Here is a 26,858-nt window from a genome sequence, read left to right on the forward strand (position 1 = left end):
ATACCCCTTTACCCAACCATGAAGAAGGATGCTACCGTGAAAAAGTTACTGTGCTGTTTTGTGCTGTGCCTTTCGCAATTTGCTATGGCCGAGAAGGCGTTGCATTTATTTAACTGGAACGACTATATCGTTGAAGATACTGTGAGCCGCTTTGAAGCCGAGTGCGGCTGTAAAGTGGTACAGGATTATTTTTCTGCCACAGAGGAAATGATGGCCAAATTACTGGCCGGCGCTGGCGACTACGATGTTGTTATACCCACTCAAAACGCAGTCGAAGCGCTAGTTAAACAGGGTTTCTTATTACCACTAGATAAAAGCAAACTGAGCAATATTGGCAACACCGCCAAGGGTTTTCTCAATAAAGACTACGATCCCGGTAATATATACTCACTGCCTTATGCATTTACCACAACCTTGATTGGCTATAATGAGCAGAAGATAGCAGAGCTAGGTATAGACCCAAGTGACTGGTCAATCATTTTTGATCCTGCCGTGTTAAAAAAAATCAAAGGCAAGGTCACGGTAATGGATGACTCGGAAGAGCTATTCGCGGCAGCGCTTAAGTACCTCGGTTACTCGATTAACGATAATGACGAAAAACACCTCAAAGAGGCCCAAGCACTAATTTTAAAAGCCAAGCCATACTGGGCGGCTTTTAATTCGTCTAGCTACATCAAAGAGCTCACCGTTGGCAACATTTGGGTTGCCCACGGTTACTCCAGCGATATGTTTCAAGCGCGCGCTGACGCCGCTGATGCCGGTCGGGAATTTAGCGTTAACTTTGTATTACCTAAACAAGGTGCGGTTTTGGCACTGGACAACATGGTGATTCCTAAAAAAGCGCGTGACCCTGAGCTGGCCTTACAATTTATCAACTTCATGATGGCGCCAGAAAATGCCGCTGAATTAACTAACGTGGTTGGAACGGGCAACCCAAATGCGGCAGCAACGCCCTTTATCGAGCCTGAGATTTTAAAAATATCAGCAATCTTCCCCAGCGACGAAGTGCAGAAAGGCTTGGAAACTTTCGCTGCGCGCAACGCCAAACAACGCCGACTCCTCAATAAACTGTGGACCGAAGTCAAAGTTCGCTAAGCCTAGCAAGTGGGCAGCTTTGCATAATTTTCGATATGTTCTATGCTTTAAATGGGCATACCAGCCGGTGTGCCCACTTTAAACGTGTTCCCAGCAACTTCATCTTGAAAAGGGATTTTATGATGAAACATCTATTCGGCCGACGGGCCGCACCCGTTTTTTTGCTTGCTTTGATGCTTTTAGGCCCCTTTATCAATCTCGCTTACGCCCTGGACATCAACACCGCCACTGTAGAAGAGCTACAAACATTGAAAGGGATTGGCCCCAAACGCGCAGAAGCTATTATTCGCTATCGCGGAGAAAATGGACCCATTCGCTCTGCCCAAGATCTATTGAGCGTGCCGGGCGTGGGCGTCAGTGTCATTAACGCTAATGGCGAAGAATTAACATTCGCTAGTAATAAACCGGCAACACCCCCCAAGTAATCCAAGAAGACGGTCATAAACACCGGCCATGCCCGAGCGGTAGGTGTTTATACCCCCCTCAAATTCCTGTAGCATTCCTTGCAAGATCCCACGCGTCCAAAGCCGACCCCAATAGGTAGCTCGGCAGATGCTAGTATTAAGGCCCAGCATGCAAACCTTAGAAATCACCCGCCCCGACGACTGGCATATTCATTTGCGAGACGGCGATGTATTAACTCACACCGTTGCAGACGCTAGCCGCTATTTTGGTCGCATTATTGTTATGCCCAATTTAACCCCGCCCGTGCGTAACCTTGCTGAAGCGGCGGCCTATAAGCATCGGATTGAAGACGCGTTGCCGACTACCGGTCATAAGCTGCAGCCTTTAATGGTGCTTTATCTTACCGACAACACCAGCGCTGAGGACATTGCCGCCGCCGCCGCATCTGATGTGGTATTCGCTGCAAAACTTTATCCAGCCGGCGCCACCACCAATTCAGATTCGGGTGTGACGAATATTGAGAATCTCTATCCAATATTTGAATGCATGGAAAAACACGGCTTACCGCTGTTAGTTCACGGCGAAGTCACCGATGCTGATATTGATATTTTTGATCGTGAAGCACACTTTATTGATCGCTACTTACGTCAAATCGTCGAGCGCTTTACCGCCCTCAAATTAGTACTAGAACACATCACCACATCCGATTCAGTGCAGTTTGTAAAAGAATCTGGCGACAATGTTGCGGCCACGATCACCGCCCACCACCTATTATACAATCGCAACCATATGCTGGCGGGCGGTATTCGACCTCACTATTACTGCCTCCCTATACTCAAGCGTAATACCCACCAGCAGGCGCTTATTGCCGCGGCAACCTCGGGAAACCCTAAATTCTTTTTAGGTACCGACTCGGCGCCGCACGCCCGTGACAAAAAAGAAAGTAGCTGCGGCTGTGCCGGCTGCTACACCGCATACGCGGCAATGGAGCTATACGCCGAGGCATTTGAAACAGCAGGAAAGCTGGAAAAATTAGAGGGGTTTGCAAGTTTTTACGGGGCCGATTTTTATGGTCTGCCACGCAATAGCGACACCATTATTTTGCAAAGAAACAGCTGGACCGCGCCGGCGCAACTTCCGCTGGGCAACGATACCATTTTTCCGCTGCGTGGCGGTGAACAACTGCACTGGCAACTAGCCTGAGATGAACATGGAATTCAACGATGAAAAATCGATGATGGCACAACGATTTCGGGGCTTCCTACCGGTAGTCATCGACGTTGAAACCGGCGGTTTCAACAGCCAAACCGATGCAGTACTTGAAATTGCGGCTACATTTTTACGCATGGACGACTCCGGCCAACTAGAGCCCGATGAAACCCTTAGCTACAATGTAGAACCATTCGAAGGCGCAAATTTAGAGCCCGCCGCCCTTGAATTTACCGGGATTGATCCCCATAACCCGTTAAGGCTGGCCCAAAAAGAAGTGACAGTGATGGGCGAACTGATGAAGCGAATTCGCCAACAAGTAAAAGCCAGTGGGTGCACCAGGGCGGTGCTGGTGGGGCACAATGCGCATTTTGATCTCGGCTTTGTATTAGCCGCTGTCGAGCGCAGCAACATCAAACGCAACCCCTTCCACCCTTTTTCGGTTATGGACACTGCCAGTCTTTCGGGACTTGTTTACGGCCATACCGTATTGGCCAGAGCTTGTCAGCTAGCCGAGATAGACTTCGATAACGACGAAGCTCACAGCGCTGCCTACGACGCCTTTAAAACTGCCGAATTGTTCTGCCAGATCGTCAACCGTTGGCAGCAATTAGGTGGCTGGCGATGGTCCTGAGGTGACCACGTTAATTCACGACTCAGAGCGGAAAAAGCGGTAAAATATAACGTGTATCAGCCTCAACTGTTAACGATATTACAACCCAAAACCATACTCAGGAGAGAATCACATGGCGTTTGAATTACCAGCACTACCCTATGCAAAAGACGCATTGGCACCACACATCTCTGCCGAAACCCTTGACTTCCACCACGGCAAACACCATAACGCGTACTTAACCAAGCTGAATGAATTGGTACCAGGCAGCGAATTTGAAGGCAAGTCACTAGAAGAGATCATCAAGACTTCCAGTGGTGTGTTATTTAATCAAGCCGCCCAGGTTTGGAACCACACTTTCTACTGGCACAGCCTTAGCCCAAGTGGCGGCGGTGCTCCAATAGGCGAATTGGCTGCGGCAATTGATAAAGCCTTTGGTTCTTTCGAAGAATTCAAAACGGCATTCAATGGTAAAGCGGTAGGTAACTTCGGTTCCGGTTGGACGTGGTTAGTTAAAAATACTGATGGTAGCCTCGAGATCGTCAATACTGATGATGCCGATACCCCCATTGCGCGCGAAGGCCAAATACCGCTATTTACCGCCGATGTTTGGGAACACGCCTATTATATTGACTACCGTAATGCCCGCCCAAAATACCTAGAAGGTTTTTGGAAATTGGTGAACTGGGAATTTGCGACAGCAAACTTTGCATAAATTAGCTTATCGCTAAAATGCACCTAAAAACCCCGCCTATGCGGGGTTTTTTTTGCGCCAAAAAAAATCCTTCGCATTAACCGACTATGTCTAAGCCATAAAAAACCGCACTACGTTCCAGTAGCGCGAGTTTCTATGATCAACGTCTATCTTATAGCTTGTCAGAATTTTCTGATAAATATGCAGCAACGCCATCGGGTGACGCGCTCATACCCTTGTCGCCTTTGTTCCAGCCAGCTGGACATACTTCGCCATGCTCCTCGTGGAACTGCAGTGCTTCAACCAAGCGTACTAACTCGTCAACATTACGGCCGAGTGGTAGATCGTTAATCAACTGCGACCGGACCAAGCCTTCTTTATCAATTAAGAATGCACCGCGGAACGCAACGCCAGTCTCAGCCTCCACATCATAGGCGCGACAAATATCGTGACGAACATCAGCAGCCATAGTGTATGTTACCGGACCAATGCCACCATCCTTAATAGCCGTATTGCGCCATGCGTTGTGCGTAAATTGTGAATCGATGGACACACTAATGACCTCCACACCTAGCTCACGGAATTTATCCATGCGGTGATCCAATGCGATCAGCTCTGAAGGGCAAACAAATGTGAAATCAAGCGGGTAGAAGAACAGCAATGCGTACTTACCTTTAGCCGCTTCGCTTAATGTAAAGCTATCAACAATTTCGCCAGTACCCAATACTGCTGCGCAGGTGAAATCTGGAGCCGGCTTGCCTACGAGAACACCCATGTAATACACCTTTGAATAATAATTAGTATAAATTTATTAAACGACTAAACATGCCGTGAAAATCTGATTTTGGCCGGCAATCATACACACCACCTCTCCCCAATCCCATTGAATTATCCTATCAGCAGCCTAGTTTCAAGCTATTACAAAACGACTAAAACCCTTGCAAAAAGTTAATTGACAAGCATTCTCATTTGCATTACGGTTGTCATTCAACTTCGAAACCATAGAGATTCAAGATATTATGTACGTTTGTCTCTGCAAGGGTATTACCGACAAGCATATCCGAGACGCCGTAGATGACGGTGCTGGCAGCTTTCGTGAGGTTCGACGTCAACTTGAACTAGCAAGCCAATGCGGCAAATGTGGCTCGCTGGCACGCAACGTTTACGATAGCTATCTGGCTAACTTTGACGAAAATCTGTGTTATGCCGCTGCGTAATGCAACTGATAACGATTTGTTTTACCCTTCTCTTAAGCCTTTAAAATCAATCACTTAGATTGACTTTTAAGCTTTAGCAAGTGCACAATCACAGCTTGTGTACAGCTAATGCAAAAGGACAACAAGCATGAAAGGTGACAGTCAGGTTATTACCTACCTCAATAAAGCCCTCGGCAATGAACTCGTAGCAATCAACCAGTACTTCCTTCACTCCCGCATGTTTAAAGACTGGGGACTAAAGGAGTTAGCAGACTACGAATATCATGAATCCATCGATGAGATGAAACATGCCGATAAACTCATCGAGCGGATCCTGTTTTTAGAAGGCCTACCCAACCTTCAAGATCTTGGCAAGTTACTGATTGGCGAGAACACCAAAGAAATTCTAGAGTGTGACCTTAGCCTTGAGCTCAAAGCCATTCCAGATCTTAAAGATGGTATTAAATACTGCGAGTCTGTCAGCGACTACGTCACCAAGGATCTTTTCTCAGAGATTTTAGAATCTGAAGAGGAACATGTCGATTGGCTGGAAACCCAACTCAGCTTGATTGACAAGGTCGGCATTCAAAATTACCAGCAATCTATGATCGGTAGCATCGGCGGCTAGCATTGCTAAGTGCCTCAGACTTGAGGCACTTTATCCCTCTATTTGGGCGTTAACGCCTCGCCCTCAAAACGTATGCCCTTCCAGCCGCTGCGCATGAAACCCCGAATATTGGCATGATCAGTCCCCGCCGGATTTTCCAGGACGTCTTTAACATAATAATTGCCAAAGGCATTTAATGTCGCCTGCTCACTCAGTTGGTGCAAAAGACCAAAAGCAAAAATTTTGCACGATCCATTGTTAGTCCCGGCATCATTGTGCTGTTCGCCATTACCGAACGCAGCGGGTGTGAACATATATTCTTTATCTATTACCGCCATAACGTCTGCAAATGGCTGCGCTGAATGATTAAGTTTGGCTATAAGTTGTTTGCTTGTCATCTCAATTCCATTAATACCTTGTTATAGATATCGTTTAATTATAAAGGCTAAGACACCGGCTTTCAGACAAAAAAAATACCAGAGCGTGTCTGGTATCTTAATTCATTGCTGCAAATATTTTAGTGTCTCTGACTTACCTTTAGCCGAGTATTCCAATACTTCTCATTGTGTCGTTGACGGTCATTCAAGCTGCCGTGGCCTTGCTGGCCTTTACTATCTTGCTGCTTATGGCTGCGGTCATCGCGGGCGAACCGGTCGGGCCGCTGACCATGGTTCTCATAGCTGTCACGCCTTCCCTGCTTATCATGGCGATAGTCATTAGCTCTATAGTGATTTTCACCTCGGTAATAATTGTCGCCGTGCTTGCCTATATAAATGTCGGTATAAATATGCTGACTCCGATAGCCATTATTATAGCTATAGCGATTCCTGTCACTATTGTGATGGTCGGTATCAGGGTAGCTCAGCTGATGACCACAGTGCCGGCCATGCACATGTTTTTTACTGTAACGACGATCGTGCCGATAAGAATCATGCGCAGCATATAATACCGCAGCACCAATTATTATCGCCACGGAGGTATCCACGCCGTCGGCATGGGCCTGCTTAGGTGACACCGCAACGGCCACTATCAACAGTACTGCAATAGCAAAATAACGGATCGAGGCTGCGCTTCCAATAGGTAGTGCTTTGCTATTTATCATGATCGCTTCTCCTTTGTGTCTACCTAAAGTATCAGGAGTTAACTGAATGACAGCTTAAGCAATACTAGTGTGGCTCCAGCTTACATTAGCTATTATTGACCACCGAGCGACGTATCGAATTCTCCAACAACACCCCCCATCACCGGATCTTTGGTTGATCCCCTTAACATAAATATTTCAACACGGCGGTTTTTTGCCCGCCCCTCAACCGTATTATTGTCGTCAATAGGCCTTGTATCTGCGTAACCGGTTACTCTAAAGCGGTCGGGGGACTGTCCGCTACTTTCGATAATACTGCCAATCACCGTGGCAGCTCGCGCGGATGACAGATCCCAATTTGAGTAAAATCTATCCGTGCTTATCGGAATATTATCGGTATGACCAGCAACCACTACTTGACCGCCAATGTCATTTAAAACATCACCAAACTTAGCAATAACCGCGTCAAACCCCGGGGACAGCTCAGATTTTCCTGATGGAAATGACCCCCTTTCCCGAATTCTGATAACAATGACCCTCTTGCCATCACTTTCAACTTCAACCAAGCCGTCCTTAATTTCCAATTTAAGATGTGCCGCCACCTTTTCAAGATCATCAAGTATATCGTTATCGGCTTCTTGAGACACAAAGGTAGTCATTTCTCGCACCGCCTCTTGGCGCACCTCATCGAGCGTCGTCGGTCGAACTGCGCCGGGAGTGAAATCCCGTGCGATCATACTTGTGCCCATAGGGGGTTTAAATGCGGGCACGTCACGCTGCACCCCAAACGCATCTTTCATTGATCCCGACAGTTCTTTAAATTTCTGTCTATCCATCTCCGAGAACGAAAACAACAGTACGAAAAACGCGAGCAGCAAAGACATCAAGTCGGCAAAGGTTAATACCCAAGCCGGGGCACCGGCAGCCGGCTTTTTAACAGGAAGGTCATCCACTTACGCCTCCTCCGCCTTCTTGTCTGGCTCGCGCTTATTATCGGGTAAATATGTCGATAACAGGGATTCCAAGACACGGGGATTGATCCCCTCTTGAATACCGTCCACCGCCTCAAGGATGAGGTGACGATTGCGACGCTCCTCTGAAGTTCTAAAAGCGAGTTTTTCTGCCATGGGTAAGGCAACCACGTTTGCCAAAACAGCGCCATACAGCGTCGTTAACAAAGCCACGGCCATAGCCGGACCGATCGCTTTGGGGTCTGACATATTCGACATCATTTGAACCAAACCCACTAGCGTACCTATCATCCCCATCGCCGGAGCAGACTCACCAAAGCCTTTAAATACTGCCTCGCCCATTTCATGGCGCTCAATGGCCATATTGATCTCTTTATTTAATACCCGTCGCACAAACTCTGGGTCATGGCCATCAATTGCCATTTGTACGCCTTTGTTTAAAAATTCGTTGGTTATTTCAAGAGACTCCAGGCCAAGTAAGCCCTCCTTGCGAGCAACACCAGCCATTTCCATGCACTGAGCGATCAGGGCTTCCGAGCTAGTAGTCTTGTGCACAAATGCGCGGGACGCCACTTTAAACGCACCCAATGTTTGATCTAAGGGAAACTTCACTAAATTAGCGAGCAACCCGCCGCCAACGACAATCAAAAAACTTGGCGCATCAATAAAACCGCTTGCACTCCCACCGATCAAAATTGCCGCGACAATGACGCCAAGTGCGCCTAACATGCCTAATAGCGTTGCGATATCCAACTGACTTCTCCAATGTCTTATTTACTCAGTCAGGTATAGTGTCGATTCATGAAATAAGCATCGTCGACTATTACCCTCATACGTGTTCCACTTAACGGCTAAAGACGCGTTCTCTATATAAGAGAATACCCTGATAGCGCAGGCCAAATTTGCAGTATTTAGCCCTAAGTCAATGTAAAACCTTAGTAATACACCTAGCCCTTTTCCACATGGTATGCTTGCGCAACAAACAGAAGGGGTTCTCAAAATCACGTCATGCTTACTGAACATCATCTAGATTTTGGCCGAGGTCCCGCACGTTGGTTAGAGCGTCAAACAAGCTCAGATACCCTGCATTTCTCAGCGGCAAATGGTTTTCCGATTGCTAGCTACGATTTCTTCCTTAAATATTTTCACAGCGATTTCAGTATTCTCGGACTTGAAAATAGAGGAGCGTGGGGCGACCAGCTGCCGCCGCGGGACTTTACATGGCTGCAACACGCAGAAGACTTAATCGCCTTTTTAGACTATCGACGAAACACACAGCAAAAAGGCCCCGTCATTGCGATCGGGCACTCTATTGGCGCAACGGTGAGCGCACTTGCGGCGGCCAAAAGACCTGATTTGTTTAAGGCATTACTGATGGTTGACCCAGCTGTCATTCCCGGCCGAATCCTGCCAGCGGTGGCGGCAATTACCCCGACCAGACTGCGAGGCCAGTTGAATCTTGTAAAAAGTACGCGGCGACGAAAGCCGATCTGGGAAAGCCGAGCGACGTTTATAGATTACCATCGCGGCAAATCGGCATACCGACGTTTTTCAGATACTGCGATTGAAGACTACGCCCAAGCCGGTCTTATTGAGCAAACCGATAACAGCTTCAAATTACGATACAGCCGCGAATGGGAAGCCCACAACTTTCAGCACGTCTATTCTCCTTGGCAGGCCTTACGTTATATGAAAGTGCCCACCTTGGTATTGCGCGCCGAACATTCTTATCTTCACAAAGGACACGATTTTGCGCGCAATATGGCGCGGGTTTCACCCTTGGTCAGTCACGGCGTCATCACTGGCGCGGGCCACATGGCGCTGCAGGAAGATTGCGAACAAGTTGTTGAAAAAAGCTATACTTGGCTCCGCGAAAACCAACTCATCAGCACAGCAATATGATGAACTCGCGCGTAATTTCAGCTCGGAATGACAGTATTCGGCGCCCCGTTTACCAAACGGCAAAATGCCTTGCCGTACTGGTATTCGCCACGTTATTAGCCGCCTGCGGGTCTACACAAGAGACCGAGGAGCAAGCCCGAGATGGCACAAGCGAGCAATGGCAGTCAGTCAGCCTTGGCGACCACAAGATGGGCTATCGCCACATCCTCAAAGAAAGCACCAAGGCACTGATTAAAACCACCGAAACCCTATCTGTTACCTTGAGCCAACCAGGCAGCCGAGACCGAGAAATCACCACCACGCTGAGCTATCACGAATCCAAGTCTGGCAAACCTATCGCCTTGTATAAAACCATAGTATCAGACACCGCCAACCACCAGATGAGCGCGATCGCAAAAGGAAACTCACTCGCATTGCGGCTCAAAGAAAGTGCAAAAGTAGAGTATTACCCCATAGAACAACCTTTCTACTTGCCAGAAGGCCTGCGGCTCGCGCTACTTAAACAAACCGGTGCGGTTCGCCAATTAGAGTATTACAGCTGGAATTTTAGTACGCGTCAGTTCAACAAGACTCAGCTAACAATAAAACCCTACTCCAGCCCAGATCAGCCCGATTACACCTGGCATATACAAAGAGCCACCGTTATTGGCGGCAGTAGCAAATACACCGACATTTTCGCCGACAAGGAATTTCATCCTTTAACTGAACGCAGCCATTCAAACGGTGACGAAGTCGTTATTGCCAGCTGCGACAAAGCCTGCGCAACGGCGAGCTTTGTCCCCAACACCCACGTTTACCGACAGCTGATTCAATCACCTTATAAAATCACTGACACCGCGCTAAACGGTAAAATACGTTATCGCCTAGTGGGTGACTTTAGTTTGCTGCCGCCAACCACCTACGAACAGGAGGTAAAGCGAACGCCGCAGGGTACCGAGCTTGTCATTTGCCGAGATTGCGGCTCAGAAGCGCCGCCCAGTGCAGCGGATTTGCATACGGCACTGAGCAGCAACTACTGGCTGCCCGCGCAGAACCCCCTATTTAAAAACCTTATCACTGAAATACTGCCAGACCTCAACGCCGACGTGAGCGGCCAGATGCAGCGCCTGACGCGCTATGTCACGCGACATATGAGCGACGAGGCCAGCTATTCAGGTTATGCAACAGCGCTGGAAGCCTACAATAGTAAACAGGGCGATTGCACGGAGCACGCTGTGCTGCTCGCCACACTTGCCAGAGCGGCAGAGATACCGACCCGGGTAGTATTTGGGCTCGCCTACACTAATGAGCGCTTTTTGGGACGAAAATACGTGTTTGTGCCACACGCATGGGTACAGGCATGGACGGGAGAACGTTGGGAAAGCTATGACAGCGGACTGGGGGCTTTTACCGCCGGTTATATCGCTCTTGGACTGAGCAATGGCGACCAGGCAGATATACTGAAAATCAATGAACAACTACACAAAATCAATATCGAATCGGCAATACAAATCAGACATCGCTGATAAGATCAACGACGCCTGACAAAAAACTACCGAAGGGGCAAGCAAATTCTAATGACTGCTGATTACTCGTAAGCAACCGGCATTTCTTGCAATGCTTCGTCGCTAGCCAAGTCAATATCGGCAACTACGACAGCGCCGCCGCGAACCGCGCCAACAACCGTTACTTCTTCAATTAGCTGTACGGCTTCGTCAGCCATTGCACTCATTGGTGTAGCAATCGAGGCTACTGCCGCAAGCATCATTACACGTACAAAACTATTTACACTCATATCTACTCCATCGCCCTTAGGCAGCTAATCTGAATTGTGGCAACCTTCACACACTGCGGGAGGGCTTTAACGGGCCAATTATCGTGTACTATTGTTACAGTGTTATGAATTTAATATGACAATGAAGAAAAACGTGAAGAAACGTAAGCTTTCATACTCCGGCATTCACTCCAACGCGCATAGGACACCCAGCGTCGTCTTGACCTACACGGCGCTATCGCATAATTTTGGCACCCCATAAGATCTGGGGCCCAAAGCCAATCCATATATTGTGCCAAGTAAAAGCTAGCTCCATATAAAACTGCTAATAATTAAGGCCTCTATTTATAATGATTTACCCATTCAAGCTGGCGCCACTATAAGTATGCCTACTCTGCGTTACACCCTCGCCGCCATTCTTATTAGCCTTGCAGCTATCGGCCTCTATTCCCAATCGCGGCAATTAGAGCAAATACGGGCGCAACTAGCTGAATATCAGCCCAGCCAAATCGATATAGGTTTTAGTCAATCTATGGCCATTCACCACCAGCAAGCCATTGCCATGTCGCAGCTAATACTAGACGGTCGACCCAGCGGCCTCAGACCTCTAGCGCGAAATATAGCCGGCCAGCAGCTATTAGAGCTAGGGCAAATACAGGGTTGGCTGCGACTATGGGACAAGCCCTTTGTCCCAGCATCAAAAGAAATGGTCTGGATGCTAATGGGCTCAAAGCCTTTGGACGAGGCGTTTCAGCAGTATGTAATTGATTGCGGCAAATCCGCCGAAGGCATGCCCGGCCTCGCCAGCGCCGAAGATATGCAACAACTCAGGATGTCGGCGGGCAGTGATCGCGACACCCTGTACCTTAGGTTAATGCTAGCGCATCATCAGGGCGGTGTGCCTATGGCTCGTTTCGCGACTGAAGAGGCCCACTTGCCGGCTGTTAAACTGCTGGCAGCGCAAATCGTACTGGACCAGTCAAAGGAAATTCAGCATATTAGCGCCATACTTAATGCCTATGCGCAAGCCAAAGCAGCCGCTAAGGTCATGTAGATTAACGACATCCCATATCAGAACAATACGAGTATTCTCGGAGAACAAGTATGAAACCCATCGCCTTCCTTAGCGCCCTAATTGCGTGTAGTGCAATAGCAGCCTGTAATTCCAGCAGTGACAACAGCAATCCAACCGCTAGCACTGCTATCCCAGAAGGCGCCACACCTCGCGCCACCTGCGGCACGAGCTCATTACCCGAGCAAGGTATGCAAGGCCGCGTCAGTCAGGCAGACCATGACAGTGGCTTGGCCGCTCAGGGCTTTAGCTGCAATACCGAACTGGTGAGCTCATATATGGTGCCCAATGCCATAGGCACCGTGGGCGGCTTTAAAGTAGAACGCTACGTGGATGCCAGCGGCAATGAGTGCGCTTATTACGACAGCACCCTACTTTTTCCAAGCAACGCCTTAGACTTGAATGTCGGCGTCAATGTGCTGGATATGAGCGACCCCACCAACCCCGTACTCAGCGCAAGACTCCTGACCCCGGCGATGCTATCGCCACACGAATCTCTGGTGGTGTCACAGCAAGCAGGTATTTTAGCCGCTGTTATGGGCAACCCTGGCGTTTATCCCGGTATTGTCGATGTGTATGACCTATCAGCCGATTGCCGCGACCCACAATTACAATCTTCTGCCCTAGTTGGCGTTCTTGGCCATGAAAGCGGCATCGCACCCGATGGCAAAACCTTTTATTCGGCATCCCCCGGCACCCCCACCCTAACTGCGGTAGACATTTCGAATCCACAGCTACCACTGCCTATATGGAGCGGGAATTACAGCTCTCATGGTCTGTCTATCAGCAACGATGGCAACCGAGCTTATCTCGCCTCAGGCAATGGTAAGGGTGTGCTGATAATGGACGTGTCGGAAATTCAAGCACGGGTAAGCAATCCTCAAGTCCGGGAAGTAGCTAGCATCAGCTGGGACAATCAAACCATTCCTCAAAATGCTATTCCCTTTACCCGCGATGGCAAAGCCTATTTATTGGAAATTGATGAATACTCCAAAACTCAGGGTGGCGAAGGTGGCGGTGCAACCGCTGTTGCCGCTCACGGCGCCGTTGTCGGTGCTGGACGTATTATCGATATTAGCGACGAAACCCAACCACGGGTGATTTCTAATCTGCGCCTGGAAGTTCATGAGCCCGAAAACCGCGAGGCTATTGCCGCTGATCCCGGCGCGCAAAACCCCACCGGTGGCTACGCTGGGCACTACTGCAATATTCCCACCAGAGTTGACCCAGACATCGTCGCCTGCAGCATGATTATCTCGGGGCTGCGCATTTTTGATATCCGCGATCCCTACAAGCCCCGCGAAGTCGCCTATTACAATGCCCCGGTACAGCCCAGAGTCCTCACGGTCCCCGCCCCCGCCAGCAACTGGGCGATGTCTAGCCCCGCCTTTGTCACCGAGCGCAAAGAGATTTGGTATACCGACGGCTACAGCGGCTTCTATGCCATTCGCGTTACTAACGGTGCGTGGTAACAGCGGCTATTATCTCGCGGCCGCCGATACTGCGCCGCGAGTAAGCAGACGGGTAGAATTTAAATGGCATACACCGCAGCACAAGAGCAAAATAACACCGTTAATATAAATAACGTTCCAGAAATGATGCCTTTAGTATGACAAGCAAACCCGAGAACGCAGCTGACGATACCATCGAAGGCGCGAAGATTACCGAACCACCCTCAGCCTTAGCACCTCTGCACGAACCGGCGTTTTTCCGTATTTGGAGCGCCAGCCTGCTGTCCAACTTTGGCCACTTAATTCTCGGTGTCGGCGTCGCCTGGGAGATGACCCGTCTCACCGATTCACCCAGTATGGTGGCTTTAGTACAAACCGCCATGATGCTGCCGCTGATGTTGGTTGCACTGCCCGCAGGCGCGATAGCCGATATGTTCGATCGTCGCAAAATTGCCATGCTCGGGCTCAGCATTGCCGCTTTTTTCGGCATCAGCTTGTCACTACTCGCCTATTTTGAATTAACTAGCCCCTGGGTGCTCCTGACATTTTGCTTCTTAATCGGCACCGGCATCGCCATTTTCGCCCCCGCCTGGCAGTCTTCTATTGGCGAGCAAGTCACAAGCAGAGACCTACCCGCAGCGATTGCACTCAATACTATTAGCTACAATATTGCTCGCAGCTTTGGCCCCGCAGTGGGCGGGTTGCTCGTGGTCACCCTTGGCGCTCAAGCCGCCTTTGCCGCCAATGCTGTCGGCTATCTGCCACTGATTCTGGCTTTTTTTTTGTGGAAACGCGGGCATATTGTCTCGCGCCTGCCACCAGAACGTATTAGCCGCGCCATTGTATCTGGGGTCCGCTATGCTTTTCATTCCAATCCCATTAGAACCGTTCTGATACGCACCTTCGTTTTCGGCCTAGCTGCCGCAACAGCAACCGCCTTGGCGCCGCTTATTGCCAAAGACTTACTCGGTGGCAACGCCAGTACCTTCGGGATTTTACTGGGTGCCGGCGGCGTGGGCGCCGTGGGCGGCGCGCTACTCATTAATGTCTTTCATCAGCGCTTTGGCACTGAAAAATCCGTTTCTGCGCTTGCCGTGTTGAGTGGCCTAGCCTTAATCGGCGTCGGCTGCAGCCGGACATTAATCCTCACCTGCCTAGGCATGCTGATTGCCGGTGGCGCCAGTATGTTAACGATTTCGCTGCTTAATATTTCTGTTCAGCTGTCAGCACCGCGCTGGGTAACCGCGCGGGCGCTATCGCTATTTTCTTCAATGCTGACCGGCGGCATCGCCATAGGGGCATGGCTGTGGGGTAATGTTGCCAATCAATGGTCTATAGAGATCGCCATTATTGCGTCCGGTACTGTCATGCTAGCGATGCCACTGCTATCAATTTTCCTGCGACTGCCCGAGGCCAATAATGCCGGCGTCGAAGCCGTCGCCATCTCATTCGAGCCCGAGGTTGCCCTTGCGATTACCATGCGCTCCGGCCCGGTGGTGATAGAAATTGAGTATCAGTTGAACCCGTCAAAAGCGCGCTCATATTACGATGCAATGCAGGAAGTACGGCGGGTACGTTTACGCAACGGCGGCTTTAACTGGTCAATCAGCCGCGACATCGCCGACGCTGAACTGTGGGTAGAACGCTTCCATTTTCCAACTTGGGGTGATTATTTACGGATGCGTGATCGCTACACCAAAGCCGATATCGATGCTCAGGCCGCCGCTGACGCCGTCACCATTAATGGCAGTATCAAGCACGTTCGGCGCTATCTAGATCGCCCCTTCGGCTCCGTGCGCTGGGATGCAGATTCGCCAGATCCAAAGCAAGAGCCAATAGTCCATATAGGGCCTTTAAATAATTAATGAACGGCCCTAATAGAGCCGTTCACTATGTCATCAGCATTAATTAGAACTGCACGCGCCCCTCAAGGTAATAGGATCGCAAGGGTTCAAGTGTGCCACGGAATCCGCCCACATCTAGCACTGTGGGCGAGCCAATACCCACTGTCATCTCATCGCTAAGATTTTTGCCTACTAAAGCCAGTGACCAGCGGCCATTAATCTCGCCCACTGCCAAGCGGGCATTAACCTTGGTATAGGCATCTTGAATGCCACGGGGATCAAGATCACCCGAGGTGAAATGGCGATCTTTATACGAGACATCAGCGGTGAAATCGAGCATAACGCTGCTACTCAGGGGAACGCTATACGTACCAGAGAGTGACGCGCTCCACTTGGGCGTTTGCTGATTTTGCTTACCAGTTAAATCACAAATGTCTTCATCATCAGTGGCCACACAGGGACCTTCTCGATAATCCAACCATTCAAAATCTAAGTAGGCAAGTGAACCGGTCAACATAAACGATTCACTGAGCAACCAGCGACTATCTACTTCGACACCCTGGGTCAATGCGCTACCAGCATTGGAAACCACAAAGCCAGCAACACCATCGAACACACTTACCTGCATTTCCTCGTACTTGACGTGGTAAATGGCAAAGTTCAATTCTGCCGCACCGTCCGCAAGCGCCATTTTGGCACCAAGCTCATAGGCCGTGGCTAGTTCGTCTTCAAACTCAAAATTAGTACCGCCGCCGCCAGGCCCTTCGCTGGCATTATTATTACGGGCGTCAAAACTGCCAGACTTTGCACCCTGGGTTGCGGTGAAATAGGTCATCACATCTGGAGTGGCATTCCACTGCACATTAAGTGATGGCAGCGTGACTCCGACGTCGCGAATACGGTGCAGTTCGTGAGCCTCTATATTAAGAGCCGACAGCACAGCGCCAGTCACTGGATCAACGTTATTACGAGTACCTGATTGATACAGAAACAGCTCTCTAAACCCTTCTTTTTCTTCACGCACATAACGAAGGCCTAATGTCGTGCGCAGGGTTTCACTCCAGTTAAACGTCAACTGCACAAAACCAGACCAGGCATCACTATTCATATAAAAGTTTTTATCGAGATCGGCAGACACATTGGTTTGCATATTAATCATGCAGCCAAGCGGATCGCGCCCAGCGTCTGCCAGCGCTCCATTGCGCACCACCAGTGGCGTAGACTCATCAAAGACCATTTCGCTGCTCTGATAAAAAGCGCCAAAAATATAGTCCATAAATTCGCCACCGGGAGAGGTAAAACGAAATTCCTGGCTAAGTTGATCGTATTCTTCCATACCCAGCAAAGGCACCGTATTGAAACTGCTGGAATCACCGTCGAACAGATCTTCAGAATCAAAGCCGCTGGCCGCCGTTACCGAGGTAAACGTACCCGCCGCAGATTCAACATCCACGTTTAAGGTAACGTTATAATTATCAATTTCGGCGAACTCTTCGGTGTCGGTATTCTTGATACCATCGAGTGTGACATTCTCACCGCTACAGCCAGTAAGCGCACTGGCATGACTGGTTTCAAACTGCCGACCGCGCTGCACTCGGTTGGTCTTCTCTACCTTTAAGCTCGACTTAATGGCCTCAGTGGGATCCCAGCCAAAAGTAATCCGCCCCGAAAACTCTTCAACACCTGGCTCATCTCGGTCCAGCGCGGGATTTTCGTTATACATATAACCGTCTTCATCGCGACTCCGGAATGCCGCCCGCACCCCAAAGCTATCGCTGATTGGTAGCGAAACCATTGCTGAAAATTCCTGAATATCGTCAGGGCCACCGGTCATACCACTGAAGTACGATTCCAGCTCATCACCGGGTTTGGCGGAGATCAGGCTCAAAGCTCCCGCTATGGCGTTTTTACCAAACAAGATCGACTGCGGACCACGCAACACCTCCACCCGCTCAAGATCCATAAAGGCTCCGCGGGTCTGGTGTGGCCGCCCCAAATGCACACCATCAGAAAAAATACCCACCGACAGCTCAAAACCCTGATTAGACCCAGAGCCAACGCCGCGCATATATACATTGGGCAGTAATCCGCCTTCCACCATCTTAAAATTAGGCGTGTAGTCAGACAGATCGCTAAGGTTTTCAATCCCGGCTTTTTTCAGTTTATCACCGTCAAATGCGGTTACCGAAACCGGTACGTCGGCCAAAGACTGCATACGTTTCTGGGCAGTAACAAGTACCTCTTCCAGCTGTAATTTCTTGCCAGCAGTGGCTTCGGTCTGCGCCATACTTTGCACAGATAAACTCATAAGCGCGCTGAGGGTTAGCGCGCCGGTCAGGACTTTCTGCATTGTTTGCCTCGCTATTATTTATTATTGATATGCGATTGGTGAAGCTATAATTTCAGTATTACACTGTGTTACTTTTTTGTCTAATTGTGCAATTAATTAAGTGCGGCTTTCGAATATACCGACCTCGACCGGAAGCTTGCCCTAGGCATCTAAACAAATTAAGTGCTTGGTGGCGGTGAAATAACATGTACCCGAGCTATATTTACACTATAGTGTAAAAGTATATTGCAGTTACTTTTATTGGCTTGTTGGGACGCCCGCGCCCCGACAAGCCGAAACCGGGGTCAACATATTTTGAATAACAATAATCAATTAAGGCATTACCGCTTATCCACCGCCAGACAAAATAAATCAAAAATCACCTATCAATGTATTGCAGCGCTACTTACCGCAGCGCTGATGCCAAGTAGCAGCTTTGCCAATAAAAGCAGCGGTACCTTAGAAGAGATTTTGGTCACCGCCCGCAAGCGCAGTGAAAGCATGCAAACCATCCCTATTGCTGTCAGCGCCCTCACTGGTCAAGACTTGCTTGACAGAGGTATAAGCAATACCAAAGAACTGACTAAGATAATTCCCAGCTTAGAAATTCGCGAGGGCCAAGCCAATCAAATTTATATTCGTGGCATTGGCGAGCGCACCGGCTTCGCCCGGGTTGACCCCGCTGTGGGCGTGTATTTAGACGATTTATTTCTGCCTCGCTCTGACGGCCAGCTTTTGGATACCGTCGATGTACAGAGCATTCAGGTATTGCGCGGCCCACAAGGCACGCTATTCGGCAAAAATACCACTGGCGGCGCCTTGGTGGTCAGCCTAATCAAACCCAATGACAGTAACGAAGCTTATATCGATGTTGGCGCGGGAAACGTCGGTCAAAGACACCTAAAAGCGGCAATTAATATTCCCATCAGCGACACCTTTTATAGTCGCGTCGCGGTTAACATCAATAAAAATGAAGGCTATATAGAGGATATTTCCAGCGGTCGAAGTAATAGCTCGATTGATCGCCAATCCCTATTATTCCAGACCCGCTGGGAAGCCAACGAATCCTTCAGTATCGATACCCAAGCCTTTTTGGGTAAGGTGCGCGAAAACTTTCCCGGCGCCAATTGTAATGTGCCAAGTAATCACGCCTTGTATATCGAAGGACTATGGGTCGCCCACCCCGGTGATACCGACCCGAGCAATTTGACGGCATTTCGGGAAAACTGCGAAAGCAATTCTCGCCAACGTCTAGGTGACCTTAAATCTAATCAGGGCCAAAATGCCCAGCTGAACAAAGAACTCGACACCCTGCTATTCGCAGCGACCACCGAGTGGGAAATTAGGGACAGCTTGAGCTTTAAAACCGTGATCGGTCTTCGTGGTGAAAAAGAAGGCCCCATTCAGTCCAGCGACACCGACGGCGGCCCAGCACTGTGGGGCAGCTATGTGAATACCGAGGACAGTAACCGTAGATCCTATAGCCTCGAACTTCAGTTAAATGGTGACGCCTTTTCCCAGCGCCTGAACTACACCACCGGTTTCTTCTTAATGCATGAGACCAATACCGAAGACTTCACCATCACTAATACACTCAGAGGCCTGGACGCTCAAACCGTGGGTGAAATTGGCCTAGGTGAAAAGCCCACGCGACCGATTTCCGGCGGCACCATACCGCTAATTGGTTTTGTTGGCGCCCCCCTAATTGCCTCAGAATTTGATCTTGCCAACACCACTGCAGCCCTATTTGCCCAAGGCTCATTCGATCTGACTCAACAACTAGAAATCACCCTAGGGTTTCGTATTACCGCCGAGCGACGCGAATCTGAACTGACCACGCTAGAAGCGGATATGGACGCCATTGGCGCGCGCATAACCGGAAGTGGCCTCTTCGGTAACGGTATTACAGCAGGTGTATTTGGTCCGAGTGCAGAGGGATTTTATCCTTATCTGGGGCCGCTAGGCTGGCGCGATGACCCAGTCAGTATTGCTGCCGCTTTGTTCCCAGACGCCAACGGTGACGCCCTGCTCGACTACCCAGTCAACCCCAATAGTTTTCGCAAGGAAGCTCGCGAGGAAGTCTTTACCCAAAGCACCCCGATGCTATCAGTGTCATACACGCTGCCAGAGCGATGGCTGGAAAACAGCTTTGTCGATAGCAGCATGTTGTATGCCACCTGGAGCCGGGGCTTTAAGTCTGGCTTCTTTGAGCCGCGCGGCATAGATGGTCTACAAAAAATCGAACCCGAGGTAGTCACCAATCACGAAATTGGTTTTAAAGTAGACGCCTTTGATCGCAGCCTGCGTATAAATGCCGCTTTTTATGCCATGGATTTTAACGACCAGCAATTAATCGCAGTGGGCGCCGACTCGCAACAAAATATTGCAGTGGTATTTAGTAATGCCGGTAAATCAGAAATTCGTGGTGCAGAGTTTGAAATTAACTGGCTGCCACTGCCGGCGCTGGCATTCAATGCCGCACTGAGCATCAATAATTATCGCTATCTGGAATTTACCGAACTCGATCTCCAAGCCGCCGTTATCGGCCAAGAAAAACTGGTTGACCGCACTGATGAAACCTTTCCAGTTACACCGGATAAATCGGCTTCTATCGGCGTGCAATACACCTGGTCTGGCGATTTTGGCGAGTTAACCCCACGCATTGACGTCAGTTATAAAAGCGCCATTTTTTACGGTTTTGACCCCGGTTCTTACGCTATATTTAAACAGGATGAAGAGCTGGCAGGGCAACCGGCCTACGCCTTGATCGATGCCCGCTTGTCTTGGCAGAATCCGGCGGGGGACACCACTGTATCTGGCTGGGTAAAAAACCTGAGTGATGAGCGTTATCGCATCGGCGTTGTCGCGGTTGCCGATTCCTCCGGGATCTACAACCAAGCCTATGGCGAGCCGCGCATGTTCGGTATCGACATTAGAAAAACCTATTAATAATAAACCCTAGTACCACGGAAGCAGGAGTAAAAAAATGCAGGATTTCACCAATAAAGTCGTTGTTGTGACTGGCGCCGCCAGCGGTATTGGTCGGGCTTTGGCCAAGGCCTTTTTGGCCAGTGGCGCAAAAGTTGTTTTGTCTGATGTAGAAAAACAGGCGCTGGACAAAACCGCGGCCGAACTCGGCGCCGCTGGCGGTATAGTGCGTGCCATTGTCACTGACGTGTCTAAGCCCGAGTCCCTCAATGCCTTAGCCGATGCGGTATTTACGGAATTTGGTGCCTGTCATATTCTCTGCAATAACGCCGGCGTCAGCGTTTCCAATTGCAATGTATGGGACACCACCCCCAATGACTGGGCCTGGGTATTGGGCGTTAACTTACGCGGTGTTGCCCACGGCATTCAAGCCTTTGTCCCACGCATGCTGGCGTCAGGCGAACCGGGCCTAATCATGAACACATCTTCAGGCGATGGCGGTATTTCACCACTGGCCGATCAGTCAGTGTATGCCTCAAGCAAAGCCGGCGTTTCGATTATGACCGAGTGCCTGAACGCGCAATTAGTTGGCCAGGAAAGCAAACTCCGCGCCTGCATCTTCTACCCCTCTGGCGGTATTTTACCCACCGGTATCTGGACCACTCGCCGCAATCGTCCCGAGGAATTGGCGCGTGAAAAACCCGCTCCGGCTGGCGGCGAAATGACCTTTGATGAATTTATGAAGGGCATGAAAGATATCGGTGTTGAACTGCCAGTTCAAGACTTGGACGAACTCGCGGCCTTCGCCCTCGACGGCATCCGCAAGGATGACTTTGTTATTATGATTGGCCGCGAAGCCATGGAAGCCACGCTGGTGGAACGCGCCAGAAAACTGGCCCGCGGCGAGTGTCCTATCGAGCACGGTCTGCACGGCTAAAACATGTATTGCGGGGCAAATTAGACCTAATAAGCCCCGCATACTCAATTCATGTAAGACTACAAACATCGCCCCAATCTCTGCTAAGATTGCCCGATAAAAATCTAATAGAGAAGCCTAAATGACTAATCACCTCGCCGACTGGCATCACGTCATCACCTCACGAGATATCGCCAAGCTCGACGACATCCTCGCCGCCAATGCCACCTTCCATTCACCAGTGGTACACACCCCGCAAGTCGGCAAAGACATCACTAAAATGTACCTCAGTGCCGCGTTTCACATCCTGCTCAATGACAGCTTCCACTATGTCCGTGAGGTCGCCGATGACAACAATGCTATCTTAGAATTTATGGTCGTGGTCGATGGCATACAGGTCAATGGCGTGGATATGATCCGCTGGGATCAAGACGGCAAGATTATCGATTTTAAGGTTATGTTGCGTCCGTATAAGGCCATTAATCTGATTAAAGAAAAAATGCGTGAGATGCTAGAGAGCGCGTAAAAGATAAAAAAACCGACGAACTAGGACGCCTTTATTCACCAGAGTGATCGAGGCGAGATGCAAATCTCAACAATCATATGCCCACAGCGCTGACATAATCCGCTGTAGCGAAAAACCGCCAACTCACGCCCCGGTCATATGCTCGGCCAAATACGCCACCAACATTTTAATCTTAGGAGACAGCTGTCGGTTGAAGGGGTACAAGGCCCAAATACCCTCTTCCGGCTCGCAATAGGGATCTAATACCGTTAGCAAACGCCCTTGCTGAATATAGTCTTGCACATAGTAATCTGGCACTTGGATAAGCCCCAAGCCCTTAAGAGCAGCATCAACGAGGGCGTAAGCGCTATTACACTGCATGCGACCAGTTACTTTGACACTTCGTGTTTTGTCACCTTCTAAGAAACGCCAATAGCCCGCTCCGCCCACTAAGCAATGATGCTGATCGAGTTCAGACAAGGTATGAGGCGCGCCAAAACGAGCGACATAGTCTGGGGACGCACAAACATAGCGCTCACGACTCGACAGCTTGCGGGCAATCATACTGGAGTCTTGCAGATGGCCGAGGCGAATGGCCAGATCATAGCCATCGGCCAAGATGTCCACTAGCTGGTTTGTTAATTGACACTCTAGCTCTAACTGAGGGTGTAGCACCATAAAGTCATTGATCAGCGGCATCACCCGCTCTTCACCAAAAGTAATCGGCGCGGTTAACTTTATTTTGCCTTGGGGGGTGGCTTGGAGATCGGAAACAGCTCTTTCGGCATCATCCAAGCCCTCAAGGGCATGACTGCAGTGACGATAATAAACGCCACCGGCTTCGGTCAGCGTGACCCTGCGGGTAGTGCGATAAAATAATTTAACCTTGAGACGCGCCTCTAGGCCAGCGACTTGGCGGCTAATCTGCGCCACAGAGAGACGAAGACGTTTTGCCGCCGCCGTAAAACTCGCAGTTTCTGCTACCGCGACAAACTCGCTAACGCCGTCCCAAGCCGCCATTATTACCACCCAGTAAAAGTATTTTGCATATTACGGACATTATTCTCAGCTAAGAAACAATTATAATGGCTAGTGATAAAAAGATCATCGCCACCTACCGGTACATTTCGCGGAGCAACACTATGTCAGACCAGTTTATAAAATCCAAAGCCGCTGTCGCTTGGGGTCCCGGCCAAGAATTAAAAATCGAAGAAGTCGACGTCATGCTGCCCAGGACCGGTGAAGTGCTGGTTCGTATCGTGGCCACTGGCGTCTGCCACACCGACGCCTTTACGCTGTCTGGTGACGACCCGGAAGGCATCTTTCCCACCATTCTTGGCCACGAAGGCGGCGGTATCGTTGAACAAATCGGTGAAGGCGTCACCAGTGTCGCGGTGGGCGATCATGTGATTCCCCTGTACACGCCGGAATGTGGCGAGTGTAAATTTTGCCTGTCGGGTAAAACCAATCTCTGTCAAAAAATTCGCGAGACCCAAGGCAAGGGACTGATGCCCGACGGCACTACGCGATTCTATAAAGACGGTCAGCCTATTTTTCATTACATGGGCTGCTCTACGTTTTCGGAATACACGGTATTACCAGAAATATCGCTAGCGAAGGTCAATCCCAGCGCACCGTTAGAAGAAGTCTGTCTACTGGGCTGCGGTGTCACCACTGGGATGGGCGCAGTAATGAACACCGCAAAAGTAAAAGAAGGCGATACCGTTGCCATATTCGGTCTAGGAGGTATTGGCTTATCTGCTGTCATCGGCGCAGTTATGGCAAAAGCCAGCCGTATTATTGCCATCGATATAAACGAATCTAAATTTGAATTGGCAAAAAAACTCGGTGCTACCGATTGCATTAACCCCAAACTCTTCGACAAGCCAATACAGGACGTCATTGTAGAACTAACCGATGGCGGTGTAGATTTTTCCTTTGAATGTATTGGCAACGTCAATACCATGCGCTCAGCTTTAGAATGCTGTCACAAAGGCTGGGGGGAATCGGTAATCATCGGGGTAGCCGGCGCGGGCCAAGAAATATCTACCCGTCCCTTTCAACTAGTAACCGGACGAGTATGGCGCGGCACCGCCTTCGGTGGCGTAAGAGGCCGTTCAGAATTACCCGACTACGTAGAGCGCTACTTAGCGGGCGAATTTAAACTCAGCGACTTCATCACCCACACCATGCCGCTAGAAAGCATCAACGAAGCATTCGAACTAATGCATGAAGGCAAAAGTATTCGCTCAGTCATTCACTACTAAATTAGCCATCACCAAGAGGACATTGCCCCGCAGGGGTAGTGTAAGACCCTATGAGTATTGAAAACATTAGCAGTAATAAGAGTTTTGGCGGTTGGCATAAACAATATAGTCACCGCTCCCAAGTACTGAACTGCGATATGCGTTTTGCTATTTATCTGCCTCCCCAGGCGTCAGCGAGCACACCGGTCCCGGCGCTGTATTGGCTCTCCGGTTTAACCTGTACCGAAGAAAATTTTATGCAAAAAAGCGGCGTGCAAGGCATTGCCGCCGAACTCGGCATTGCCATCATAGCGCCAGACACTAGCCCGCGGGGCGGCGACGTGGCCGACGACGAGGCTTACGATCTGGGCAAAGGCGCCGGATTCTACGTTAACGCCACCCAAGCGCCGTGGAATCGTCATTACCAAATGTATGACTATATTGTGAAAGAATTACCCGAGCTGATAGAAGCCAGCTTTCCGGTTTCTGATGTGCGCTCAATTTCAGGCCACTCGATGGGTGGTCACGGCGCACTCACGATTGCGCTGAAAAATCCGCTGCGTTACCAGTCAGTGTCGGCATTCAGCCCCATCAGCAATCCGGCAAATTGCACCTGGGGGCAAAAGGTATTCACCCAATATTTGGGCGACAATAAAACCCAGTGGCTGGAATACGACGCCAGCGAACTCATGCGCAAGGCCCGCCGATTTGTCCCCGCCAGAGTTGAGCAAGGCAATGCCGATCCGTTTTTGGAAGAACAATTAAAACCCCAGTGTCTTTCCGCGGCAGCCAAAGTCAGTGGCTATCCCCTAGAGCTAAATAGCCACGACGGCTATGACCACAGCTATTATTTTATCGCCAGCTTTATTGAAGAGCACCTGCGCTTTCATGCCGCGCACTTACTAAACCATTAAGTTAAAGAGAACCTAAATCATTGACAAGAGTCACAATTTTTCATTCACATTACATCCCTATATACGTAGCGATATGATTTTTCCCCATAGCTAAAATGATTGCTGCTACGTGTGGTTGTTTGAAGTAATATCTGATCAATAATAGGCTTAAGCGAATTGCCAGCTACTCACTGATAGCCGGCCTTGGACTTTCACTACTAACAGCCTGCAGTGGCTCCAGCAGCGGAGGCAGCATATCAACTGCCTCGTTTTCTGTTACCGATACCCCTGTCGACGATATTGATGCCGTAAAAATCAGCTTTAGCCGTATCGATCTCAAACCAGCCAATGGCGACATTGCGAACCTGACATTCGATGAACCCGCCGTTATAGACAACCTGCTTGCTCTCGCCGGCAATGCAGCCAACCCGATTATTTCCAACGCCGTAGTGCCCGCCGGCGACTATCAATAGCTGCGTATTTTCGTCACCGGCGGATTCCCAAACTCTACAGTGCTACCCGAGCGCGGCAACGAGACGAACCTTTATATACTCGGCCAGCAGAATGGCAATTCCAACAACAATGGCACGCCGCACTCGCTGCAGCTTAACACCGGATTCACCGTACCCGCCGGTGGCAACGCTGACTTCACCATCGACTTTGTCTTGCGCAAGGGCTTAACCAAACCAGTAAACTCAGATTACTATCTGTTGCGTCCAGCGCTGCGTCTTGTAAATAATGTTGAGGTAGGCACGATCTCCGGCCGTGTCGAAAATGCCGTGATTGCTACTAATGCCTGCAGTGAAGCCAGCGGCACTTCCATCTATCTCTACGAAGGTGACTTGAACGCGAATGAGCAAGTTCCCGACGACATCTACGATCCCAATATTAACGCTAATATTGATACTGTAGCCGAAAATGTCGGCGGCCAGCGGCCTTCACTTCTCCTCAGCTATCACCGCAATAGCATTATAAACGCAAAGACGCGTTTGCCATTGTTAGTTAATACACCGTGGCAATTTCCTTTGGCGCGCACAAAAATATTTAAGATTAAAATAAAACCGACTCTTCCTAATGTTAGAGTCGGTTTTATTTATTCCGCAGCCTCGCAACTGTTTGCAAATATAACGCTCTAATGCAGCATGCAT

27 protein-coding genes are annotated in these 26,858 nt (G+C 49.7%); 19 read left to right on the forward strand and 8 right to left on the reverse strand.

Annotated elements, in window-relative coordinates; all coding sequences use genetic code 11:
- Positions 1-36: 36 nt before the first annotated feature.
- The 5 genes from ACI955_RS07230 to ACI955_RS07250 all read left to right on the forward strand — a co-directional run bounded on the left by ACI955_RS07230 (position 37) and on the right by ACI955_RS07250 (position 4,037).
- Positions 37-1,095, forward strand: coding sequence for a spermidine/putrescine ABC transporter substrate-binding protein (locus tag ACI955_RS07230; protein ID WP_415243066.1), 1,059 nt, complete (start codon positions 37-39; stop codon positions 1,093-1,095).
- 119 nt (positions 1,096-1,214) lie between these two features.
- Entirely contained in the window at positions 1,215-1,520 is a 306-nt protein-coding gene (locus ACI955_RS07235; protein WP_415243067.1) for a ComEA family DNA-binding protein, read from the forward strand.
- Between the two features lie 148 nt (positions 1,521-1,668).
- Entirely contained in the window at positions 1,669-2,703 is a 1,035-nt protein-coding gene (gene pyrC, locus ACI955_RS07240) for a dihydroorotase (RefSeq protein ID WP_415243120.1), read from the forward strand.
- Between the two features lie 7 nt (positions 2,704-2,710).
- Positions 2,711-3,343, forward strand: a complete 633-nt coding sequence (rnt, locus tag ACI955_RS07245; protein ID WP_415243068.1) for a ribonuclease T — start codon at positions 2,711-2,713, stop codon at positions 3,341-3,343.
- Between the two features lie 112 nt (positions 3,344-3,455).
- Positions 3,456-4,037 (forward strand): superoxide dismutase, encoded by a 582-nt coding sequence (locus ACI955_RS07250; protein ID WP_415243069.1) that lies wholly within the window; start codon positions 3,456-3,458, stop codon positions 4,035-4,037.
- 151 nt (positions 4,038-4,188) lie between these two features.
- Here ACI955_RS07250 and ACI955_RS07255 read toward each other — a convergent pair whose 3' ends face one another.
- Positions 4,189-4,791, reverse strand: coding sequence for a peroxiredoxin (locus tag ACI955_RS07255; protein WP_415243070.1), 603 nt, complete (start codon positions 4,789-4,791; stop codon positions 4,189-4,191).
- Between the two features lie 244 nt (positions 4,792-5,035).
- Between ACI955_RS07255 and ACI955_RS07260 the strand changes: the two genes are divergently transcribed.
- On the forward strand, positions 5,036-5,233 hold the full coding sequence (locus ACI955_RS07260) for a bacterioferritin-associated ferredoxin (protein WP_415243071.1): 198 nt from the start codon (positions 5,036-5,038) through the stop codon (positions 5,231-5,233).
- Positions 5,234-5,360: 127 nt separating this feature from the next.
- Positions 5,361-5,840, forward strand: a complete 480-nt coding sequence (bfr, locus tag ACI955_RS07265) for a bacterioferritin (RefSeq protein WP_415243072.1) — start codon at positions 5,361-5,363, stop codon at positions 5,838-5,840.
- 38 nt (positions 5,841-5,878) lie between these two features.
- Here the strand turns inward: bfr and ACI955_RS07270 are convergent, their stop codons facing one another.
- The 4 genes from ACI955_RS07270 to pomA all read right to left on the reverse strand — a co-directional run bounded on the left by ACI955_RS07270 (position 5,879) and on the right by pomA (position 8,624).
- Positions 5,879-6,217, reverse strand: a complete 339-nt coding sequence (locus ACI955_RS07270; protein WP_415243073.1) for a HopJ type III effector protein — start codon at positions 6,215-6,217, stop codon at positions 5,879-5,881.
- A 119-nt stretch (positions 6,218-6,336) separates the two neighbouring features.
- Positions 6,337-6,921, reverse strand: a complete 585-nt coding sequence (locus ACI955_RS07275) for a hypothetical protein (RefSeq protein WP_415243074.1) — start codon at positions 6,919-6,921, stop codon at positions 6,337-6,339.
- A 92-nt stretch (positions 6,922-7,013) separates the two neighbouring features.
- On the reverse strand, positions 7,014-7,853 hold the full coding sequence (locus ACI955_RS07280) for a flagellar motor protein MotB (RefSeq protein ID WP_415243075.1): 840 nt from the start codon (positions 7,851-7,853) through the stop codon (positions 7,014-7,016).
- A complete protein-coding gene (gene pomA / locus ACI955_RS07285) occupies positions 7,854-8,624 on the reverse strand; it encodes a flagellar motor protein PomA (RefSeq protein WP_415243076.1) in 771 nt (256 codons plus the stop codon).
- A gap of 255 nt (positions 8,625-8,879) precedes the next feature.
- Between pomA and ACI955_RS07290 the strand changes: the two genes are divergently transcribed.
- Both ACI955_RS07290 and ACI955_RS07295 read left to right on the forward strand, forming a co-directional pair.
- On the forward strand, positions 8,880-9,773 hold the full coding sequence (locus ACI955_RS07290) for an alpha/beta fold hydrolase (protein WP_415243077.1): 894 nt from the start codon (positions 8,880-8,882) through the stop codon (positions 9,771-9,773).
- On the forward strand, positions 9,770-11,278 hold the full coding sequence (locus ACI955_RS07295) for a transglutaminase-like domain-containing protein (protein WP_415243078.1): 1,509 nt from the start codon (positions 9,770-9,772) through the stop codon (positions 11,276-11,278). Before ACI955_RS07290 ends, ACI955_RS07295 begins: the two co-directional genes overlap by 4 nt.
- Before the next feature lie 62 nt (positions 11,279-11,340).
- On the opposite strand, the gene ACI955_RS07300 is transcribed toward ACI955_RS07295, so the two are convergent.
- Positions 11,341-11,547: a hypothetical protein gene (locus ACI955_RS07300; protein ID WP_415243079.1), complete on the reverse strand. Its 207-nt coding sequence runs from the start codon at positions 11,545-11,547 to the stop codon at positions 11,341-11,343.
- 364 nt (positions 11,548-11,911) lie between these two features.
- Between ACI955_RS07300 and ACI955_RS07305 the strand changes: the two genes are divergently transcribed.
- From ACI955_RS07305 to ACI955_RS07315, 3 genes are all read left to right on the forward strand, one after another.
- Complete coding sequence (locus tag ACI955_RS07305) at positions 11,912-12,580, forward strand: DUF305 domain-containing protein (protein WP_415243080.1); 669 nt, start codon at positions 11,912-11,914, stop codon at positions 12,578-12,580.
- A 50-nt stretch (positions 12,581-12,630) separates the two neighbouring features.
- On the forward strand, positions 12,631-14,070 hold the full coding sequence (locus ACI955_RS07310; protein ID WP_415243081.1) for an LVIVD repeat-containing protein: 1,440 nt from the start codon (positions 12,631-12,633) through the stop codon (positions 14,068-14,070).
- 137 nt (positions 14,071-14,207) lie between these two features.
- A complete protein-coding gene (locus ACI955_RS07315; protein WP_415243082.1) occupies positions 14,208-15,914 on the forward strand; it encodes an MFS transporter in 1,707 nt (568 codons plus the stop codon).
- A gap of 43 nt (positions 15,915-15,957) precedes the next feature.
- Here the strand turns inward: ACI955_RS07315 and ACI955_RS07320 are convergent, their stop codons facing one another.
- A complete protein-coding gene (locus tag ACI955_RS07320; RefSeq protein ID WP_415243083.1) occupies positions 15,958-18,243 on the reverse strand; it encodes a TonB-dependent receptor in 2,286 nt (761 codons plus the stop codon).
- A gap of 294 nt (positions 18,244-18,537) precedes the next feature.
- On the opposite strand from ACI955_RS07320, the gene ACI955_RS07325 reads away from it, so the two are divergent.
- The 3 genes from ACI955_RS07325 to ACI955_RS07335 all read left to right on the forward strand — a co-directional run bounded on the left by ACI955_RS07325 (position 18,538) and on the right by ACI955_RS07335 (position 22,592).
- A complete protein-coding gene (locus ACI955_RS07325; RefSeq protein ID WP_415243084.1) occupies positions 18,538-21,171 on the forward strand; it encodes a TonB-dependent receptor in 2,634 nt (877 codons plus the stop codon).
- Between the two features lie 37 nt (positions 21,172-21,208).
- Complete coding sequence (locus ACI955_RS07330) at positions 21,209-22,087, forward strand: SDR family NAD(P)-dependent oxidoreductase (RefSeq protein ID WP_415243085.1); 879 nt, start codon at positions 21,209-21,211, stop codon at positions 22,085-22,087.
- A gap of 121 nt (positions 22,088-22,208) precedes the next feature.
- Positions 22,209-22,592 carry a nuclear transport factor 2 family protein gene (locus ACI955_RS07335; protein WP_415243086.1) on the forward strand — a complete coding sequence of 128 codons (384 nt, stop codon included), beginning with the start codon at positions 22,209-22,211 and terminating at the stop codon, positions 22,590-22,592.
- A gap of 123 nt (positions 22,593-22,715) precedes the next feature.
- On the opposite strand, the gene ACI955_RS07340 is transcribed toward ACI955_RS07335, so the two are convergent.
- A complete protein-coding gene (locus ACI955_RS07340; RefSeq protein WP_415243087.1) occupies positions 22,716-23,591 on the reverse strand; it encodes a LysR substrate-binding domain-containing protein in 876 nt (291 codons plus the stop codon).
- A 122-nt stretch (positions 23,592-23,713) separates the two neighbouring features.
- Here ACI955_RS07340 and ACI955_RS07345 point away from each other — a divergent pair, with 122 nt between their 5' ends.
- The 4 genes from ACI955_RS07345 (at position 23,714) to ACI955_RS07360 (ending at position 26,846) form a co-directional block, all read left to right on the forward strand.
- Positions 23,714-24,838 carry an S-(hydroxymethyl)glutathione dehydrogenase/class III alcohol dehydrogenase gene (locus ACI955_RS07345; RefSeq protein WP_415243088.1) on the forward strand — a complete coding sequence of 375 codons (1,125 nt, stop codon included), beginning with the start codon at positions 23,714-23,716 and terminating at the stop codon, positions 24,836-24,838.
- A gap of 50 nt (positions 24,839-24,888) precedes the next feature.
- A complete protein-coding gene (gene fghA, locus ACI955_RS07350; RefSeq protein WP_415243089.1) occupies positions 24,889-25,731 on the forward strand; it encodes an S-formylglutathione hydrolase in 843 nt (280 codons plus the stop codon).
- Between the two features lie 293 nt (positions 25,732-26,024).
- Complete coding sequence (locus tag ACI955_RS07355; RefSeq protein ID WP_415243121.1) at positions 26,025-26,183, forward strand: hypothetical protein; 159 nt, start codon at positions 26,025-26,027, stop codon at positions 26,181-26,183.
- A 39-nt stretch (positions 26,184-26,222) separates the two neighbouring features.
- Positions 26,223-26,846: a hypothetical protein gene (locus ACI955_RS07360; RefSeq protein ID WP_415243090.1), complete on the forward strand. Its 624-nt coding sequence runs from the start codon at positions 26,223-26,225 to the stop codon at positions 26,844-26,846.
- Positions 26,847-26,858 lie beyond the last annotated feature (12 nt).

This window comes from Zhongshania sp., assembly GCF_047636175.1.
Lineage (GTDB): Bacteria > Pseudomonadota > Gammaproteobacteria > Pseudomonadales > Spongiibacteraceae > Spongiibacter.

Excerpts from the sequence above, each read along its gene's own strand:
- ACI955_RS07330 (WP_415243085.1), top strand. The coding sequence starts at position 21,209 with ATGCAGGATTTCACCAATAAAGTCGTTGTTGTGACTGGCGCCGCCAGC.
- ACI955_RS07250 (WP_415243069.1), top strand. The coding sequence starts at position 3,456 with ATGGCGTTTGAATTACCAGCACTACCCTATGCAAAAGACGCATTGGCA.
- ACI955_RS07305 (WP_415243080.1), top strand. The coding sequence starts at position 11,912 with ATGCCTACTCTGCGTTACACCCTCGCCGCCATTCTTATTAGCCTTGCA.
- ACI955_RS07295 (WP_415243078.1), top strand. The coding sequence starts at position 9,770 with ATGATGAACTCGCGCGTAATTTCAGCTCGGAATGACAGTATTCGGCGC.
- ACI955_RS07335 (WP_415243086.1), top strand. The coding sequence starts at position 22,209 with ATGACTAATCACCTCGCCGACTGGCATCACGTCATCACCTCACGAGAT.
- ACI955_RS07255 (WP_415243070.1), bottom strand. The coding sequence starts at position 4,791 with ATGGGTGTTCTCGTAGGCAAGCCGGCTCCAGATTTCACCTGCGCAGCA.
- fghA (WP_415243089.1), top strand. The coding sequence starts at position 24,889 with ATGAGTATTGAAAACATTAGCAGTAATAAGAGTTTTGGCGGTTGGCAT.
- ACI955_RS07320 (WP_415243083.1), bottom strand. The coding sequence starts at position 18,243 with ATGCAGAAAGTCCTGACCGGCGCGCTAACCCTCAGCGCGCTTATGAGT.
- ACI955_RS07260 (WP_415243071.1), top strand. The coding sequence starts at position 5,036 with ATGTACGTTTGTCTCTGCAAGGGTATTACCGACAAGCATATCCGAGAC.
- ACI955_RS07275 (WP_415243074.1), bottom strand. The coding sequence starts at position 6,921 with ATGATAAATAGCAAAGCACTACCTATTGGAAGCGCAGCCTCGATCCGT.
- ACI955_RS07300 (WP_415243079.1), bottom strand. The coding sequence starts at position 11,547 with ATGAGTGTAAATAGTTTTGTACGTGTAATGATGCTTGCGGCAGTAGCC.
- ACI955_RS07235 (WP_415243067.1), top strand. The coding sequence starts at position 1,215 with ATGATGAAACATCTATTCGGCCGACGGGCCGCACCCGTTTTTTTGCTT.
- ACI955_RS07270 (WP_415243073.1), bottom strand. The coding sequence starts at position 6,217 with ATGACAAGCAAACAACTTATAGCCAAACTTAATCATTCAGCGCAGCCA.
- ACI955_RS07310 (WP_415243081.1), top strand. The coding sequence starts at position 12,631 with ATGAAACCCATCGCCTTCCTTAGCGCCCTAATTGCGTGTAGTGCAATA.
- ACI955_RS07340 (WP_415243087.1), bottom strand. The coding sequence starts at position 23,591 with ATGGCGGCTTGGGACGGCGTTAGCGAGTTTGTCGCGGTAGCAGAAACT.
- bfr (WP_415243072.1), top strand. The coding sequence starts at position 5,361 with ATGAAAGGTGACAGTCAGGTTATTACCTACCTCAATAAAGCCCTCGGC.
- ACI955_RS07315 (WP_415243082.1), top strand. The coding sequence starts at position 14,208 with ATGACAAGCAAACCCGAGAACGCAGCTGACGATACCATCGAAGGCGCG.
- rnt (WP_415243068.1), top strand. The coding sequence starts at position 2,711 with ATGGAATTCAACGATGAAAAATCGATGATGGCACAACGATTTCGGGGC.
- pyrC (WP_415243120.1), top strand. The coding sequence starts at position 1,669 with ATGCAAACCTTAGAAATCACCCGCCCCGACGACTGGCATATTCATTTG.
- ACI955_RS07290 (WP_415243077.1), top strand. The coding sequence starts at position 8,880 with ATGCTTACTGAACATCATCTAGATTTTGGCCGAGGTCCCGCACGTTGG.
- ACI955_RS07345 (WP_415243088.1), top strand. The coding sequence starts at position 23,714 with ATGTCAGACCAGTTTATAAAATCCAAAGCCGCTGTCGCTTGGGGTCCC.